Annotated in this window: 11 protein-coding genes; 4 read left to right on the top strand and 7 right to left on the bottom strand. The window is 65.5% G+C overall.

The annotated features are described in order from the left end of the window. The first annotated feature begins 64 nt into the window (after nt 1-64). The 4 genes from Q0654_RS12245 to Q0654_RS12230 all read left to right on the top strand — a co-directional run bounded on the left by Q0654_RS12245 (nt 65) and on the right by Q0654_RS12230 (nt 2711). Complete coding sequence (locus Q0654_RS12245) at nt 65-490, top strand: hypothetical protein (RefSeq protein WP_298854151.1); 426 nt, start codon at nt 65-67, stop codon at nt 488-490. A 138-nt stretch (nt 491-628) separates the two neighbouring features. Continuing rightward, nucleotides 629-1384, top strand: coding sequence for a hypothetical protein (locus Q0654_RS12240; protein WP_298854149.1), 756 nt, complete (start codon nt 629-631; stop codon nt 1382-1384). A gap of 462 nt (nt 1385-1846) precedes the next feature. Continuing rightward, entirely contained in the window at nt 1847-2431 is a 585-nt protein-coding gene (locus Q0654_RS12235; protein WP_298854147.1) for an HNH endonuclease, read from the top strand. A 73-nt stretch (nt 2432-2504) separates the two neighbouring features. Beyond that, nucleotides 2505-2711, top strand: coding sequence for a hypothetical protein (locus tag Q0654_RS12230; RefSeq protein WP_298854145.1), 207 nt, complete (start codon nt 2505-2507; stop codon nt 2709-2711). 602 nt (nt 2712-3313) lie between these two features. Here the strand turns inward: Q0654_RS12230 and Q0654_RS12225 are convergent. The 7 genes from Q0654_RS12225 to Q0654_RS12195 form a co-directional block, all read right to left on the bottom strand. Further along, nucleotides 3314-3907, bottom strand: coding sequence for a TIGR00730 family Rossman fold protein (locus tag Q0654_RS12225; protein WP_298854143.1), 594 nt, complete (start codon nt 3905-3907; stop codon nt 3314-3316). Nucleotides 3908-4451: 544 nt separating this feature from the next. Continuing rightward, on the bottom strand, nt 4452-5885 hold the full coding sequence (gene lpdA, locus Q0654_RS12220) for a dihydrolipoyl dehydrogenase (RefSeq protein ID WP_298854141.1): 1434 nt from the start codon (nt 5883-5885) through the stop codon (nt 4452-4454). 405 nt (nt 5886-6290) lie between these two features. Further along, nucleotides 6291-7493: a dihydrolipoyllysine-residue succinyltransferase gene (gene sucB / locus Q0654_RS12215; RefSeq protein WP_298854139.1), complete on the bottom strand. Its 1203-nt coding sequence runs from the start codon at nt 7491-7493 to the stop codon at nt 6291-6293. A 66-nt stretch (nt 7494-7559) separates the two neighbouring features. Next, on the bottom strand, nt 7560-10391 hold the full coding sequence (locus tag Q0654_RS12210; RefSeq protein ID WP_298854137.1) for a 2-oxoglutarate dehydrogenase E1 component: 2832 nt from the start codon (nt 10389-10391) through the stop codon (nt 7560-7562). A 200-nt stretch (nt 10392-10591) separates the two neighbouring features. Beyond that, the gene (locus Q0654_RS12205; protein ID WP_298854135.1) at nt 10592-11389 is read right to left on the bottom strand and encodes an enoyl-CoA hydratase-related protein; all 798 of its coding nucleotides are present in this window, start codon (nt 11387-11389) and stop codon (nt 10592-10594) included. A 46-nt stretch (nt 11390-11435) separates the two neighbouring features. Further along, nucleotides 11436-13043, bottom strand: a complete 1608-nt coding sequence (locus Q0654_RS12200; protein WP_298854133.1) for a carboxyl transferase domain-containing protein — start codon at nt 13041-13043, stop codon at nt 11436-11438. 114 nt (nt 13044-13157) lie between these two features. Continuing rightward, complete coding sequence (locus Q0654_RS12195; RefSeq protein WP_298854131.1) at nt 13158-14336, bottom strand: acetyl-CoA C-acyltransferase; 1179 nt, start codon at nt 14334-14336, stop codon at nt 13158-13160. Nucleotides 14337-14691: the final 355 nt, after the last annotated feature.

The raw sequence follows: 14691 nt of genomic DNA, 5'->3' as shown, positions 1-14691 counted from the left end.
GGTTAGCACGGCGTTAGGTTGCACGTGAAGTCCTTTGCAACACGAATATACACAAGGAGCTCTATTGACTATTGTCATTCCTCGGCACACCTCGCCCGACTCCGAGTTCGAGTCGTTATGGCTTGAGTCGCCTAGACGTATTGGGCGCGGCACCGCGCGTGATGTGTACGAAATTTCAGACCATCCAGACAAAGTTCTTAAAGTCTGTAGCGGCCAATCCAACTTTTCTAATTGGATGGAAATACTGGTGTATAGCCAGTTCAAAGAAACCGGCGACTTAGCTGAGCTCTTCTCCTGGAGCTGGTCAGGCAAGTTCTTGGTCATGGAGCGCCTAACGCCACTTGAGTCGGGCGAGCTTAGCTCGCATCGCATTCCTAGGTATCTCACGGATCGCAAGCCCGAGAACTACGGCAAAGACGCTTCAGGAAAAATAAAGGCACTCGACTACGCTGCATTGGCTATCGACAATTCGATCAGCGATTTCATGTAGGTTGCGTGTGGTGCAACCTAACAATTCGTTCAAGCCGACCCCGTGTCGTGGCGTCGGCCACGTGCTTACGCTACGCTAGCACGCGTCCGCCGCCCCGCCACGGGGCGGCTCAACTCAGGCGTTGGGGCGCTATCAAACATGCTCGCAACTGCCATCGCACACTTTAATGCTGACATTGATCGCGCCAAGTCTCTTCGGTTGCATGCAATCACGCTTCCAGCCGGAGTCTTGCAATCCGACATACTTAGAGCAGCTTGGATGATGGCTGTAGGTGCATGCGATGCCTACTTCTCCGATGCATATGCAGATTTTGTTTCACGAGCAATCCGCGCAAAAGAGCTGCAGCCTGCCGTGTCCATTCCTGACAGACTCAACAATTTGAAGTTGCCCGTCACCGCTCTTCTGAGGCCAGCCAATGGCGGATGGAGGTGGAGAATGGCCGCACGCGAACTTATCGAGTCAGAGAATGTTCTTTCTCTAGAGAAAATACGCAGTCTGTTCAACCACTTTTGCCGCCCCACTCACAAGCTGATTAATAAGTCGACGCTCGGCCACTGGATCACTCATCCAACAGCCAAGAAGCGCATGTTTGGCGTTTCATCGGCTGAGTACTCTGCCGCGACATCGAGCCAACAGAACAAGCTCCGCGAAGATGCTATGGAGCACTTTGAGGGACATTATGGCGAGATATTTCAGAGACGCCATGACTGCATTCATAACTGCGACAGGCCAAAGCAGGCGCTCCAGCCTATCGGAGGATCGGAGGTGCTCAAGCGAATAGAAGACGTGGAGTATCTTGTCCGCTTATGCCACTCAGAGCTCCTCGTCGAGTTCCCCGAGTACCTGAAGGGACTAGGTTTCAGTGGGGCGATACGAGCACAGGTGTGCCAGTAGCGCCTAACAATTCATGTATGGACTCCCCCGTCAACCACTGACAGGTCGGCTGTTCCTTGTTTCCTGCTGACCCGCTCTTCCCGCGCCTGAGCAAGCGGCTGCATTCGTGTATTCGGCTTCGTTGGACGGTTTTCATCCGAGCCATGATGGATTCCGCGAAGCAGTGCCATTCGTTCAAGCCGCATTCGCTGTGCCAGCACTATGGGCGTATCTGCTTCGGGGACCGTCGCACAGGCATCAGTTTCAAGCGGCCCACCGCCTCAAGCGTCCATGCGTTTGGCCACGGGCTGCGAACAGTCCTGTTGGCGTGCTTCACCGGGGCCTTGTTGTCTCGTCGTCTGACAGTCTGCGCCCCGAGCCGGAGGTCAGTCATTCATTTCTCCAACCTGAGGCCGTGTAGTGCTTCGACGGAGTTTTCTACCACCCATTCCGGAGTTCGAAGTCGCGGCGGATCTGCTCTCGTTGGCCGCCGATGCTCTTCTCGGGGGAGACTTCATCGCCTGTGCGCGCTTTCTGCGTATGGCAGATATCACGGCGCTGCGTGAGTTCTCATACCTGATTTGTGGCCCAATCAAGCCCGCTATCCACCGTCAGCGCGGGAACCCAGTTTACAATCGGTCCGCGTCGCCGCCCGGGCCGAGGATGCCCAACAAGGTGGTTCAGCTAGAGGTCTTCGCTCGCGATGGCTGGCGCTGCCGGTATTGCTCTTCCAGGGTCATTCTCAAGGATGCTCGCGATCGCTTCATTCATGCGCACCCTTCTGCTGCGCGATGGGGTAGAACCAATGATGAGAAGCACTTCGGTCTCTCCACGCTATCCGCGTCGATCGATCACGTTTTGCCTTTCAAGCGCGGCGGAAGCAACGAACCTGCGAACCTCGTGACAGCGTGCTGGCCATGCCAGTTCGGGCGGAATCAATGGCTGCTTGCCGAGGTGGAGATTGCGGATCCGCGCGACTATCCACCCCTTACCGGTGAGTGGGATGGTCTGTCCCGCCTCGTCACCAAGATTGCCGGCGCGGCGAGCAAGCGTTGCGATGCTCGATAGCTAGTCACCACGCTGCGGTCACGCCCTCACGGTCCGTGCGTCCTCTGCGCGGGCTGGGCACGAGGAAAACCTCATGAAGTGGTTGTTCGCGATTGCGGTGGTTGCGGCGGTGGTGTTGCTGGTGCGCAGGGCGCGCCGGCAGGGCAAGGCTGGCGGTGAGCCCGCGCATGGGGGCTACATCGCCAGCGAAAGCGGTAGCGTGCGCAGCAAGGAGACCTGCAGTAGCGAGGGTGCGGGATCGGACTGCGGGGGCGGCGATGGAGGTGGTGGAGGCGACTGATCTTGCCGTCGCTTGCCGCCGGTGTGGCGGTGTGTGCGCTGGGCTTGCAGCGGCGCGCTTGCGCGCAGTGAAGCGAACGTGGGAGCAGGGATGGGTGGGCGCTGGCCGTAGCGTTCTCAGCGGTGCTGCCGCGATCGCCGAGTTTGCGCGGGCGGGTGCGGTTTGAAAGGGCGGTGCGAGAGCGGTGGCGTGGATGGCCGGCAGTCCGCAGCGGTCGCCGTCAGCCGCTCCGTTTGGGGAGCAGGAGCAGGAAGAATCTCGACAGTCCCTATGCCCTTGCGCTTGCCGCGTGCGTCGGGCTCGCGGCGTTTGTCTGGCAGAGCTGCATCCAGAGGTGCAGGCGCTGCGGGGGCAGGCTGCGCTTGGACGAGATCCGCGATCCGTGGAGTGTGAACCTGTCGGAGAAGGTGACGATCTCGATCTTCAAGTCGCCGCGGCGCTGCACGCAGATGTGAAAGTGCAGGGCGTGCGGTCAGATCGAGGTGCGCGAGGTGTCGGGCTGAGTGCCGGATCAGGGCCGGCTTGGTGTTGGCTCTCGATTCCCCGTTGGCGGTGTGTGCCGAGCTGCTTCTGCTGGTTGTACTGCTCGCAGCGTTCCGCTCTCAGCGCAGGTCGCCTCGGCGCTTCTCGTCCATCCACTTGTCGGCCTTGGCTGGCGTGTAGGCGCGCATCCAGGCGAACAGGGCGTCGATGTCCTCGCCGTGCCAGAGGTCGCGGCGCTGGTCGGGGTGCAGGAAGCGGGTTTCGACCAGGCGGTCGATCATCTGCATCAGCGGGCTGTAGAAGCCGGCGACGTCGAGGAAGGCGCAGGGGCGGTCGCCCAGGCCGAGCTGGCGCCAGGTGAGCATCTCGAACATTTCGTCGAGGGTGCCGAAGCCGCCGGGCAGGGCGATGAAGCCATCCGAGAGGTCGAACATGCGCGCCTTGCGCTCGTGCATCGAGCCGACCACTTCGAGGCGGGTGAGGCCCTTGTGGGCGACTTCGTAGCGCACAAGGTGCTCGGGGATGACGCCGATGACTTCGCCGCCGGCTTCGAGCACGGCGTCGGCGACAATGCCCATCAGGCCGACATTGCCGCCGCCATAGACGAGACCCATGCCTTCAGCGGCGATGCGCTTGCCGAGGCTGACGGCGGCGGCCGCATAGCGGGGATCGTTGCCGGCATTGGAGCCGCAGTAGACGCAGAGGGTTTTCATTGGGAGCGGGGATTCGGGATTGGGGATTCGCGGCAGGCCTGGGGGCAGGGCTGGTTTTTGCTTGGGCGGCTATGGCGGTGGGGCAGCAGCGACGACGCTCGATGCCTTCCCTCTCCCCTTTGAGGGAAGCGAAGGCAAGTTCGAGCACAGGGGTGGAGTGCTTGCCGCGAGATTTCTCCCCCTCTCCCCAACCCCTCTCCCTCCAGGGGAGAGGGGCTCGGAGCGGGAGTGCTGTGCGCTTGATTCGCTTCGCTTCGAGCTGCTCCTCACCCCAACCCCATCTTCGCTTTGCTCGGGCTTCCTTCAAGGTCGGCTGCCGGAAGCGGTGCTGAGCCGCTCCAAGGGGAGGTGAGCTTGGAGCGGGTGAGGTGAGTGTTGTGGACAGCGGTTCGAACTGCTCCTCACCCCAACCCCAGCTTCGCTTGGCTCGGTCTCCCAGCACCGTTGGTAGAGGGGCTCAGTGCGGGAGCGTGGGGTGAGATTCGGTGCTTGCGCGCCCTGAACAACGAATCCCGAATCCCGAATCCCCATTCCCGGGCGAACTTCAGTTCGCCTTGTGAATCGCCCGCTTGTCCACCGCCAGCGCGGCTTCGTGCACGGCTTCGGACAGGGTGGGGTGGGCGTGGCAGATGCGGGCGAGGTCTTCGGCGCTGCCCTTGAACTCCATGGCGACAACGCCTTCGTGCACCAGCTCGCTGACGTTGGCGCCGCAGAGGTGCATGCCGAGGATGCGGTCGGTTTCGGCGTGGGCGATGACCTTGACCATGCCGGCGGTCTCGTTCATCGCCACGGCGCGGCCGATGGCGGCGAAGGGGAAGGTGCCGACCTTGTAGGGCACGCCGGCGTCCTTCAGTTCCTTCTCGGTCTTGCCGACCCAGGCGATTTCCGGCTCGGTGTAGATCACCCAGGGCACGGTGTTGAAGTCCACGTGACCGGGCAGGCCGGCGATCATCTCGGCCACGGCGATGCCTTCCTCGCTGGCCTTGTGGGCGAGCATGGGGCCGCGCACGCAGTCGCCGATGGCCCAGACGCCGTCGACGCCGGTGTGGCAGTGGTCGTCGACCTGCACCATGCCGCGCTCGGTCAGCTTGACGCCGCAGTCGTCCGACAGCAGGCCGGCGGTGGCGGCGCGGCGGCCGACCGCGACCAGCAGCTTGTCGACGACCAGCTCGTGGTCCGCCTTGCCGTCGTTGTATGTGAGGTGGACCTCGCCCTTCTTGATCTCGGCCTTCGAGACCTTGCAGCCGAGCTTGATGTCGAGGCCCTGCTTCTTGAACTCGCGCTGCGCGGCCTTGGCGATGTCGGCATCGGCAGCGGCCAGGAAGTCGGGCAGGGCTTCGAGGATGGTGACCTCGGCGCCGAGGCGCTTCCACACGCTGCCCATTTCGAGACCGATCACGCCGGCGCCGATGACGCCCAGGCGCTTCGGGGTGTCCTCGAAATCGAGCACGCCGACGTTGTCGACGATGTGCTTGCCGTCGAACTTGGCGAAGGGCAGTTCGATCGAGGTCGAGCCCGCCGCCAGGATGACGTTGGTGGCCTTGAGTTCGACATCGTTGCCGTCGTGCGCCTTGACCTTGACCACGTTGCCGGCGTGCAGGGTGCCGAAGCCGTGGAAGGCGGTGACCTTGTTGGCCTTGAACAGGCTGGCGACGCCGCCGTTGAACTGTTTGACGATCTTGTCCTTGCGGCCAACCATCGTCTTGACGTCGATCTTCGCGTTGTCGGCGCTGATGCCGTGGTCCGCGAACATGTGGGTCAGGTTGTGGAACTGGCGCGAGGAATCCAGCATCGCCTTCGACGGGATGCAGCCCACGTTCAAGCAGGTGCCGCCGAGCGCGAGCTTGCCGTCGGCCTTGCCCTTGGTGGCATCGACGCAGGCGACCTTCATGCCCAGCTGCGCGGCGCGGATCGCGGCCACATAGCCGCCGGGGCCACCGCCGATGACGACGACATCGAATTGCTGCTGCTCGCTCATTTCATGTGCTCCCTGCGGGAATCGGGATAGGGGAATCGGGGTGTCGTCTGCGCAGATGCTGGCAGCGCCGACGAGTCTGCCGAATCAAGCCCCTCTCCCCTGGAGGGAGAGGGGTTGGGGAGAGGGGGATAGGGCTTGCGGCGACGTGCCCCCTCTCCCCCGTCCCCTCTCCCACGAGGGGAGAGGGGAGAACAGCGTCGTGCCGACGCCTGCTACGAAGTGGATCCGGAACTGTTTCTACGGGGGCGCGGAACTGCGGGAGCCCACCTCAGGGTTAGTGGGCCAAGTCCCACCCTACGGCCCGTAAGCCAAGTCGGTTGGACTATAACCACCCCACGAATCTGGGGACTCGGTGGGAATCGCGCGCTCTTGCGATTCCCCATTCCCGATTCCCCATTCCCGGCCTCACAGCCCCAGCAACATCCGATGCGGATTCTCCAGCTGGTTCTTGATGTCGACCAGGAACAGCACGGCGTCCTTGCCGTCGATGATGCGGTGGTCGTAGCTGAGCGCGATGTACATCATCGGCGCGATCACGACCTGGCCGTTCTCGGCGATCGGGCGCTCCTTGATGGCGTGCATGCCCAGGATGGCCGACTGCGGCGGGTTCACGATGGGCGTGGACATCAGCGAGCCGAAGGTGCCGCCGTTGGTGATGGTGAAGGTGCCGCCCTGCAGGTCTTCCAGGCCGAGCTTGCCGTCGCGCGCCTTCTTGGCGTAGCCGGCGATGGCGGCCTCGACGTCACCAAAGCCCATCGACTCGACATTGCGCAGCACCGGGGTGACCAGGCCTTTGTCGGTGGACACGGCGACCGAAATGTCGGCGTAGCCGTGGTAGATGATGTCGCTGCCGTCGACCGAGGCATTGATGATCGGGTGGCGCTGCAGCGCATTCGCCGCTGCCTTGGCGAAGAAGCTCATGAAGCCGAGCTTGATGCCGTGGGTCTTCTCGAAGCTCTCGCCCATGGCCTTGCGCATCTTCATGACCTCGCCGAGGTTGACCTCGTTGAACGAGGTCAGCATCGCGATCGAGTTCTTCGACTGCATCAGGCGCTCGGCGATGCGGGTGCGGATGCGGGTCATCGGCACGCGCTGCTCGGGGCGGGCGCCGCCGGCCGCGGTGACGCCGGCCTTGTTCAGATGGTTGACCAGGTCTTCCTTCGTCACGCGGCCGCCGCGGCCGGTGGCTTCGACCTCCTTCGGGTCGATGCCTTCCTGCGTGGCCACGCGGCGGCCGGCGGGCGAGAGATCGCTGACGTCGGCGCTCTTGGCGGCCGGCTTGGCTTCGGCCTTCTCGGCCTTGTCAGCCTTCGGCGCTTCCGCCTTGGCCTCGGTCTTCTTCTCTTCGGCCTTGGCCGGAGCCGCGGCTGCGCCAGCTTCGATGATCGCGATCACCTGCTGGCTGGTGACGGTGTCGCCGGCCTGGAACTTGATTTCCTTGAGCACGCCGTCGGCGGTGGCCGGCACTTCCAGCACGACCTTGTCGGTTTCCAGATCCACCAGGTTCTCGTCGCGCTTGACCGCGTCACCGGCCTTCTTGTGCCAGGTGGCGATGACGGCGTCGCTGACCGATTCGGGCAGCACAGGAACTTTGACTTCGATGCTCATGGCGGATCCTTGAGGCGAATGCGTTGGATGTGGCGTATCGGATGACGCGAAGAAGGCTGCTGCAGCTTACTCGGGCAGGTGCTCGTCGCCCTGCTTGCCGACGAGCGCGTCCTCGACCAGCTTCGCCTGCTCCTTGGCGTGGGTGGCGTAGTGGCCGCAGGCCGGTGCCGCCGAGCGCGCGCGGCCGGCGTAGCTGAGGTGCTGGCCGGACTGCAGGCAGAAGCGGAGGTGGTGCTGGATCTGGTACCACGCGCCCTGGTTCTGCGGCTCTTCCTGGCACCAGACCACTTCCTTGGCCTTGGCGAAGCGCTTCAGCTCGTTGGTCAGCAGTTCGCGCGGGAAGGGATAGAGCTGCTCGACGCGGACGATGGCGACGTCGGTGAGACCGCGCTTTTCGTGCTCTTCCAGCAGGTCGTAGTAGACCTTGCCGGAGCAGACCACCACGCGCGAGGCCTTCTTGGCGTCCTTGACGAGGCCGTCGGGGATCAGGTTCTGGAAGCCGCCCGAGGCCAGGTCTTCCAGGGTCGATACCGACAGCTTGTGGCGCAGCATCGACTTCGGCGTCATCACCACCAGCGGCTTGCGCGCGCGGCGCTTCATCTGCCGGCGGATCATGTGGAACATCTGCGCCGGGGTGGTCGGTGCGCAGACCTGGATGTTGTTCAGCGCGCACAGCTGCAGGAAGCGCTCAAGCCGCGCCGAGCTGTGCTCGGGGCCCTGGCCTTCGTAGCCATGCGGCAGGAACAGGGCCAGACCGCAGAGTCGGCCCCACTTGGCCTCGCCCGAGCTGATGAACTGGTCGATGACGACCTGGGCGCCATTGGCGAAGTCGCCGAACTGGCCTTCCCAGATGGTCAGCGTGGTCGGGTCGGCGGTGGCGAAGCCGTACTCGAAGGCCATCACCGCCTCCTCGCTGAGCAGCGAGTCGATGATCGTGACGTGGTGCGGGTTCTTGACCAGCTCGCGCAGCGGCAGGTGGGTCTCGCCGGTGTTCTGGTCGTGCAGGGCGGCGTGGCGGTGGAAGAAGGTGCCGCGGTTGGCGTCCTGGCCGACCAGACGCAGCTTGTAGCCTTCTTCCAGCAGGGTCGCATAGGCGAGGTTCTCGGCGAAGCCCCAGTCCATGGCCAGCTCGCCGGCCGCCATCTTCAGGCGGTCTTCGTAGATCTTGGCGACGCGCGGATGCAGCTTGAGGCCGTCCGGCAGGGTGTTGATCTTCTTCGCGAGCTTGTCGAGGTTCTTGCGCAGCACGCCGGTCTCGGCCGGGTCCGACAGCTCGCCGTTGATGTAGGGCGTCCAGTCGGTGGCGAACTTGTCGACCACGCCTGCGGCGAGCTCGACGGCATTGCCGTTCTTGTCGAGCAGGTCACGGTAGTTGTCGACCAGCCCCTTGGCCTCATCGGCGCTGATCACGCCATCCGAGATCAGGGCATCGGCATACAGCTCGCGGGTCGACTTGCGGCTGCGGATGTTCTGGTACATCAGCGGCTGCGTTGCCGCCGGCTCGTCGGCTTCGTTGTGGCCGTGGCGGCGGTAGCAGATCAGGTCGATCACCACGTCCTTGTTGAAGCGCTGGCGGAAGTCGAAGGCCAGCTGGGCGCAGAACACCACGGCTTCCGGGTCGTCGCCGTTCACGTGCAGGATCGGCGCGCCGACCATCTTGGCGACGTCGGTGCAGTACAGGGTCGAACGCGCGTCATCGACGCGGTGGGTGGTGAAGCCCACCTGGTTGTTGATGACCACGTGCACGGTGCCGCCGACCGCGAAGCCGCGGGCCTGCGACATCTGCAGCAGCTCCATCACCACGCCCTGGCCGGCAAACGCGGCGTCGCCGTGGATCAGCACAGGCACTACCTGCTTGCGCTCGGCGTCTTCGCGGCGGGTCTGGCGGGCGCGCACGCTGCCGGCGATCACCGGGTCGATGATCTCCAGATGCGAGGGGTTGAAGCCCAGGGTCAGGTGGATCGAGCCGGTGCTGGTGCGCACGTCGGACGAGAAGCCCATGTGGTACTTCACGTCGCCCGAGCGGGTGGCGTCGACCGGGCCTTCGTGCTTGCCCTCGAACTCGGCGAACAGCTGGTGCGGCGGCTTGCCCAGGGTGTTGATCAGCACGTTGAGGCGGCCGCGGTGGGCCATGCCGATCACCATCTCCTTGACGCCACCGTCGCCGCCGCGGTGGACCAGGTCGTCCATCAGCGGGATCAGGCTCTCGCCGCCTTCCAGCGAGAAGCGCTTCTGGCCGACGTACTTGGTGTGCAGGTAGCGCTCCAGGCCTTCGGCCTGGGTCAGCTTGGCCAGCACGCGCTTGCGGCGCTCGGGCGCGAACTGGAAGTTGTCGCCCACGGCCTCAAGGCGCTCGTACATCCAGCGGCGCTGTTCGGCCTCGGCGATGTGCATGAACTCGGCACCGATCGAGCCGGAGTAGGTGGCCTTGAGATGCGCCAGCAGGTCGGCCAGCTTCATCCGCGCCGGGCCGGACGGCATGCCCGTGTTGAACTCGGTGTTGAGGTCGTCCTTGGACAGACCGTGGAAGGCGAGGTCGAGATCCGGCGCGTTCTGCTTGGCCGCCATGCCCAGCGGGTCGAGATTGGCGCCGAGGTGCCCGCGCGAGCGGTAGGCCGTGACCAGCTTCAGCACCGCGCCCTGCTTCTGCGAGTCGGTGTCGGCGGCGACGATCACGCCGCGGCCGGCTTCGCGGGCGGCGCGCATGATGTCGGCCATCACCAGCGAATGCGGCACGTCGCCGGCCTCGCGGCCCTTCAGCTCATCGAAGTATTTGCGCCATTCGGTTGAGACCGCAGCGGGATCCGCCAGCCAGGTCTCGTAGAGGTCTTCGACGAAGGCGGCGTTGCCGCCGGCGATATGGGAGGACTGGCTGAACTGCTTGATCAGACTGCTCACGATGACCTTGCCGGTGTGCGCGATGGGGAGAGGTGATGCGGTCGTCGAGCGCGTCGGTCGGTGTCCGCTGCCGGGCGCCTTCAGGGGGGCAAAAGTATAAACCGGGTTAAACAGCGCTTAGACGGATACCTTCGTCGGAGTGCGGCCCGTGGCATGCGGGGTTCAGCTTTGCAGGAGACATGCCGCGAGCCTCACTGCTCTTATTGCGCCAGCCAGGCGGCCGGACGCTTCTCGAAGAACGCCTTCAGGCCTTCCTGGCCCTCCTTGGACACCCGCAGGGCGGCGATCAGATCGGCATTGGCTTCGTCGAGCGCACGACGCTGCTTGCTGTCCGGGTGCTGGATGCGCTGCACCAGGCGCTTGGCCTCGAGCACCGCGATCGGGCCGGCGGCTTTCAGGCGCTCGACCTCGGCATCCACCGCGGCATCGAGCTCAACCGCCGGCACCGCGGCGTGCACCAGGCCGATGCGCGCGGCCTCTGCAGCATCGAAGACCTGGGCGGTGAGGAACAGGCGTCGCGCCTGGCGTGCGCCGATGGCGTCGATCACGTAGGGCGAGATCACTGCCGGCACCAGGCCGAGACGGGTTTCGGTCAGCCCGAAGCGGGCTTCGTTCGCGGCGATCGCGATGTCGCAGCAGGCGACCAGCCCCACGCCGCCGCCGAGTGCCGAGCCGTTGACGCGGGCGATGGTCGGCTTGTCCAGATGGTTCAGCACGCGCATCAGCTTGGCCAGCTGGCGTGCGTCCTTGCGGTTCTCCTTCTCGGAGGCCTGCGCCATCCGCTTCATCCAGTTGAGATCGGCGCCGGCCGAGAACGAAGCGCCAGCGCCGGTCAACACGACCACGCGAACGGCGTCGTCCTCTTCGACCGCGCGCAGGGCGTCGATCAGTGCGTCGATCAGCAGGTCGTCGAAGGCGTTGTGGATCTTCGGGCGGTCGAGCGTGAGGGTGGCGACACCGGCGACGGTGCGTACGTTGAGAGGAGATTCGCTGACCATTTCGGTTCCTTGGAGCGGACAGGGCAGTGACCCTGCCCGCTGCCGGTTACATGCGGAAGACGCCGTAGCGCGGCGGCTCGATCGGGGCGTTCAGGCTGGCGGCAAGGCCCAGGCCCAATACGCGGCGGGTGTCGGCAGGATCGATCACGCCGTCGTCCCACAGGCGAGCGGTGGCGTAGTAGGGATGGCCCTGGCGTTCGTACTGGTCTCGGATCGGTGCCTTGAAGGCTTCTTCGTCTTCGACGCTCCACTGCTTGCCGGCGGCCTCGATGCCGTCGCGGCGCACGGTCGCCAGCACGCTGGCCGCCTGCTCGCCGCCCATCACCGAGATGCGCGCATTCGGCCAGGTCCAGAGGAAGCGCGCGCCATAGGCGCGACCACACATGGCGTAGTTGCCGGCGCCGAAGCTGCCGCCGATGACGATGGTGAACTTGGGCACCGACGAGCAGGCCACGGCGGTGACCATCTTGGCGCCGTCTTTCGCGATGCCGGCGTTCTCGTACTTCTTGCCGACCATGAAGCCGGTGATGTTCTGCAGGAACACCAGCGGGATGCCGCGCTGGTTGCACAGCTCGATGAAGTGCGCGCCCTTGAGCGCGCTCTCGGCGAACAGGATGCCGTTGTTGGCGACGATGCCCACCGGATAGCCGTGGATGTGCGCGAAGCCGCAGACCAGGGTCTTGCCGTAGCGTGCCTTGAATTCCTGGAACTCGCTGCCGTCCACCACGCGGGCGATGACCTCGCGGATGTCGAAGGGCCGGCGCGTGTCGCGCGGCACGATGCCGTAGAGCTCCTCGGCGGGATACTGCGGCTCGCGCGGCGGCTGCACGGCCACCGGCAGCTGTTTGCGGCGGTTGAGGTGTTTGACGATGTCGCGGGCGATCTGCAGCGCGTGGCGGTCGTTTTCGGCGTAGTGGTCGGCCACGCCGCTCACGGACGTGTGAACGTCGGCGCCGCCCAGCGATTCGGCGTCCACCACTTCGCCGGTGGCGGCCTTCACCAGCGGCGGGCCGCCCAGGAAGATGGTGCCTTGCTCGCGCACGATGATCGATTCGTCGCACATCGCCGGCACGTAGGCGCCGCCGGCGGTGCAGCTGCCCATCACCACGGCGATCTGCGGGATGTTGCGCGCGCTCAGCCGGGCCTGGTTGTAGAAGATGCGGCCGAAGTGCTCCTTGTCCGGGAACACCTCGTCCTGCAGCGGCAGGAAGGCGCCGCCGGAATCGACCAGGTAGACGCAGGGCAGGCGGTTCTCGCGCGCCATCTCCTGCGCGCGCAGGTGCTTCTTCACCGTCATCGGGAAGTAGGTGCCGCCCTTCACCGTGGCGTCGTTGGCCAGCACCATGACTTCACCGCCGTGCACTCGACCAATGCCTGCGACGAGACCGGCGCCGGGCGCCTGGTCCTCGTACATGCCGTGCGCGGCCTGCGGGGCGATTTCGAGGAAGGGCGAGCCCGGGTCGAGCAAGGCGTCGACCCGCTCGCGCGGCAGCAGCTTGCCGCGGGCGACGTGCTTCTCGCGGGCCTTGTCGCCGCCGCCAAGCGCGACGCGATCCAGCTGGGCGCGCAGGTCGGCGACCAGGGCCTTCAGGTGGGCGGCATTGTCCGCGAACTCGGGCGAGCGCGGATCGATCTGGGAGTGCAGAACAGGCATCGGGGGCGAAGGTCCTGGGCGTTCCGCTGAGAGTTGCGGACGCGTGGCGGGTGCGGCGGCGCAGGCCGCCGTGAGAGCAGGACGCCCGGCATCGAGCCGGGCATCCGCTCAGCTTCAGACCAGTTCGACAGCCAGCGCGGTGGCCTCGCCGCCGCCGATGCACAGGCTGGCGATGCCGCGCTTCTTGCCGCGCGCCTGCAGCGCATGGATCAGGGTCACCACCACGCGCGCGCCGGAGGCGCCGATCGGATGGCCCAGCGCGCAGGCGCCGCCGTTGACGTTGACCTTCTCGTGCGGGATCGACAGGTCGGCCATGGCCGCCATGGTGACAACGGCGAAGGCCTCGTTGATCTCGAACAGGTCGACGTCGGCGACGGTCCAGCCGAGCTGCTTCAGCAGCTTGTCCATCGCACCGACCGGGGCAGTGGTGAACCACTCCGGGGCCTGCGAATGGGTGGCGTGCCCGACAATGCGCGCGATCGGCGCAGCACCGGCGGCCTTGGCGGCGTCCTCGCCCATCAGCACCAGCGCGGCCGCGCCGTCACTGATCTTCGACGCGCTGGCGGCCGTGATCGTGCCGTTCTCCTTGCGGAAGGCCGCGCGCAGGCCGGGGATCTTGGACACGTCGCAGCGCGCGGGCTCTTCATCGCTGTCGATCTGCACGTCACCCTTGCGGCCGGCGACGGTGACCGCCGCGATCTCGGCCTTGAAGGCACCGCTGCCCTGCGCTGCCATCGCGCGGTTCACCGACTCGATGGCGAAGGCATCCTGGGCTTCGCGGGTGAACGTGTACTTGTCGGCGCAGGCCTCGCCGAACACGCCCATGGCCTGACCTTTGTAGGGGTCGGTCAAACCGTCCCAGGCCATGTGGTCGACCAGCTTGCCGTCGCCGTAGCGGATGCCGGCGCGGGCCGCGACCATGTGCGGGGCATTGGTCATCGACTCCATGCCGCCCGAAACCACGACGGAGGCCGAGCCGGCCTTGATCAGATCATGGCCCAGCATGATCGCCTTCATGCCCGAGCCGCAGACCTTGTTGATGGTGGTGGCGCCGGCCGACAGCGGCAGGCCGGCAGCGATCGACGCCTGGCGGGCGGGGGCCTGGCCGAGGTTGGCCGGCAGCACGCAGCCCATGATCACTTCGGAGACGGCGTCGCCGGCGACACCGGCCTGGGCCAGCGCGGCGGAGATCGCGGCGGCACCCAGCGTCGGCGTGGGCACGCCGGTGAACTGGCCCTGGAACGAACCGATGGCCGTGCGCTTGGCGCCGACGATCACGACGGAATTCGACATGGGGATCTCCTGGGGAGGGGCGCCGCAGCGGGCTGCCGCGGCAAAGCCCGTCGATTATCAACTGCGCGCAGGCGCAGGCCAACCGGGACTTTCGATACGGCGGCGCAGGGAGTGCCTGGCGTGGCACGCTGAAGAAACAGAACGCTCGTCACGACCCATCTTCGTCGTCGCCCCCGCGGAGGCGGGGGCCCAGAAACACAGGCGGCAGCCGCAAGAACCCTGGATCCCCGCCTCCGCGGGGATGACGAACCACGGTTTATTCAAGAGCACCCGACGCGCGGAGGGGGCTGAAAGGCTTTCAAGAAACAGAACGCTCGTCACGACCCATCTTCGTCGTCGCCCCCGCGGAGGCGGG

This window comes from uncultured Aquimonas sp. (assembly GCF_937888285.1).
GTDB lineage: Bacteria > Pseudomonadota > Gammaproteobacteria > Xanthomonadales > Xanthomonadaceae > Aquimonas.
Note: the sequence above shows the minus strand (reverse complement) of the source record. Positions and strands in the feature narration are given on the sequence as shown.

Excerpts from the sequence above, each read along its gene's own strand:
- Q0654_RS12240 (WP_298854149.1), top strand. The coding sequence starts at position 629 with ATGCTCGCAACTGCCATCGCACACTTTAATGCTGACATTGATCGCGCC.
- Q0654_RS12230 (WP_298854145.1), top strand. The coding sequence starts at position 2,505 with ATGAAGTGGTTGTTCGCGATTGCGGTGGTTGCGGCGGTGGTGTTGCTG.
- Q0654_RS12225 (WP_298854143.1), bottom strand. The coding sequence starts at position 3,907 with ATGAAAACCCTCTGCGTCTACTGCGGCTCCAATGCCGGCAACGATCCC.
- lpdA (WP_298854141.1), bottom strand. The coding sequence starts at position 5,885 with ATGAGCGAGCAGCAGCAATTCGATGTCGTCGTCATCGGCGGTGGCCCC.
- sucB (WP_298854139.1), bottom strand. The coding sequence starts at position 7,493 with ATGAGCATCGAAGTCAAAGTTCCTGTGCTGCCCGAATCGGTCAGCGAC.
- Q0654_RS12205 (WP_298854135.1), bottom strand. The coding sequence starts at position 11,389 with ATGGTCAGCGAATCTCCTCTCAACGTACGCACCGTCGCCGGTGTCGCC.
- Q0654_RS12200 (WP_298854133.1), bottom strand. The coding sequence starts at position 13,043 with ATGCCTGTTCTGCACTCCCAGATCGATCCGCGCTCGCCCGAGTTCGCG.
- Q0654_RS12195 (WP_298854131.1), bottom strand. The coding sequence starts at position 14,336 with ATGTCGAATTCCGTCGTGATCGTCGGCGCCAAGCGCACGGCCATCGGT.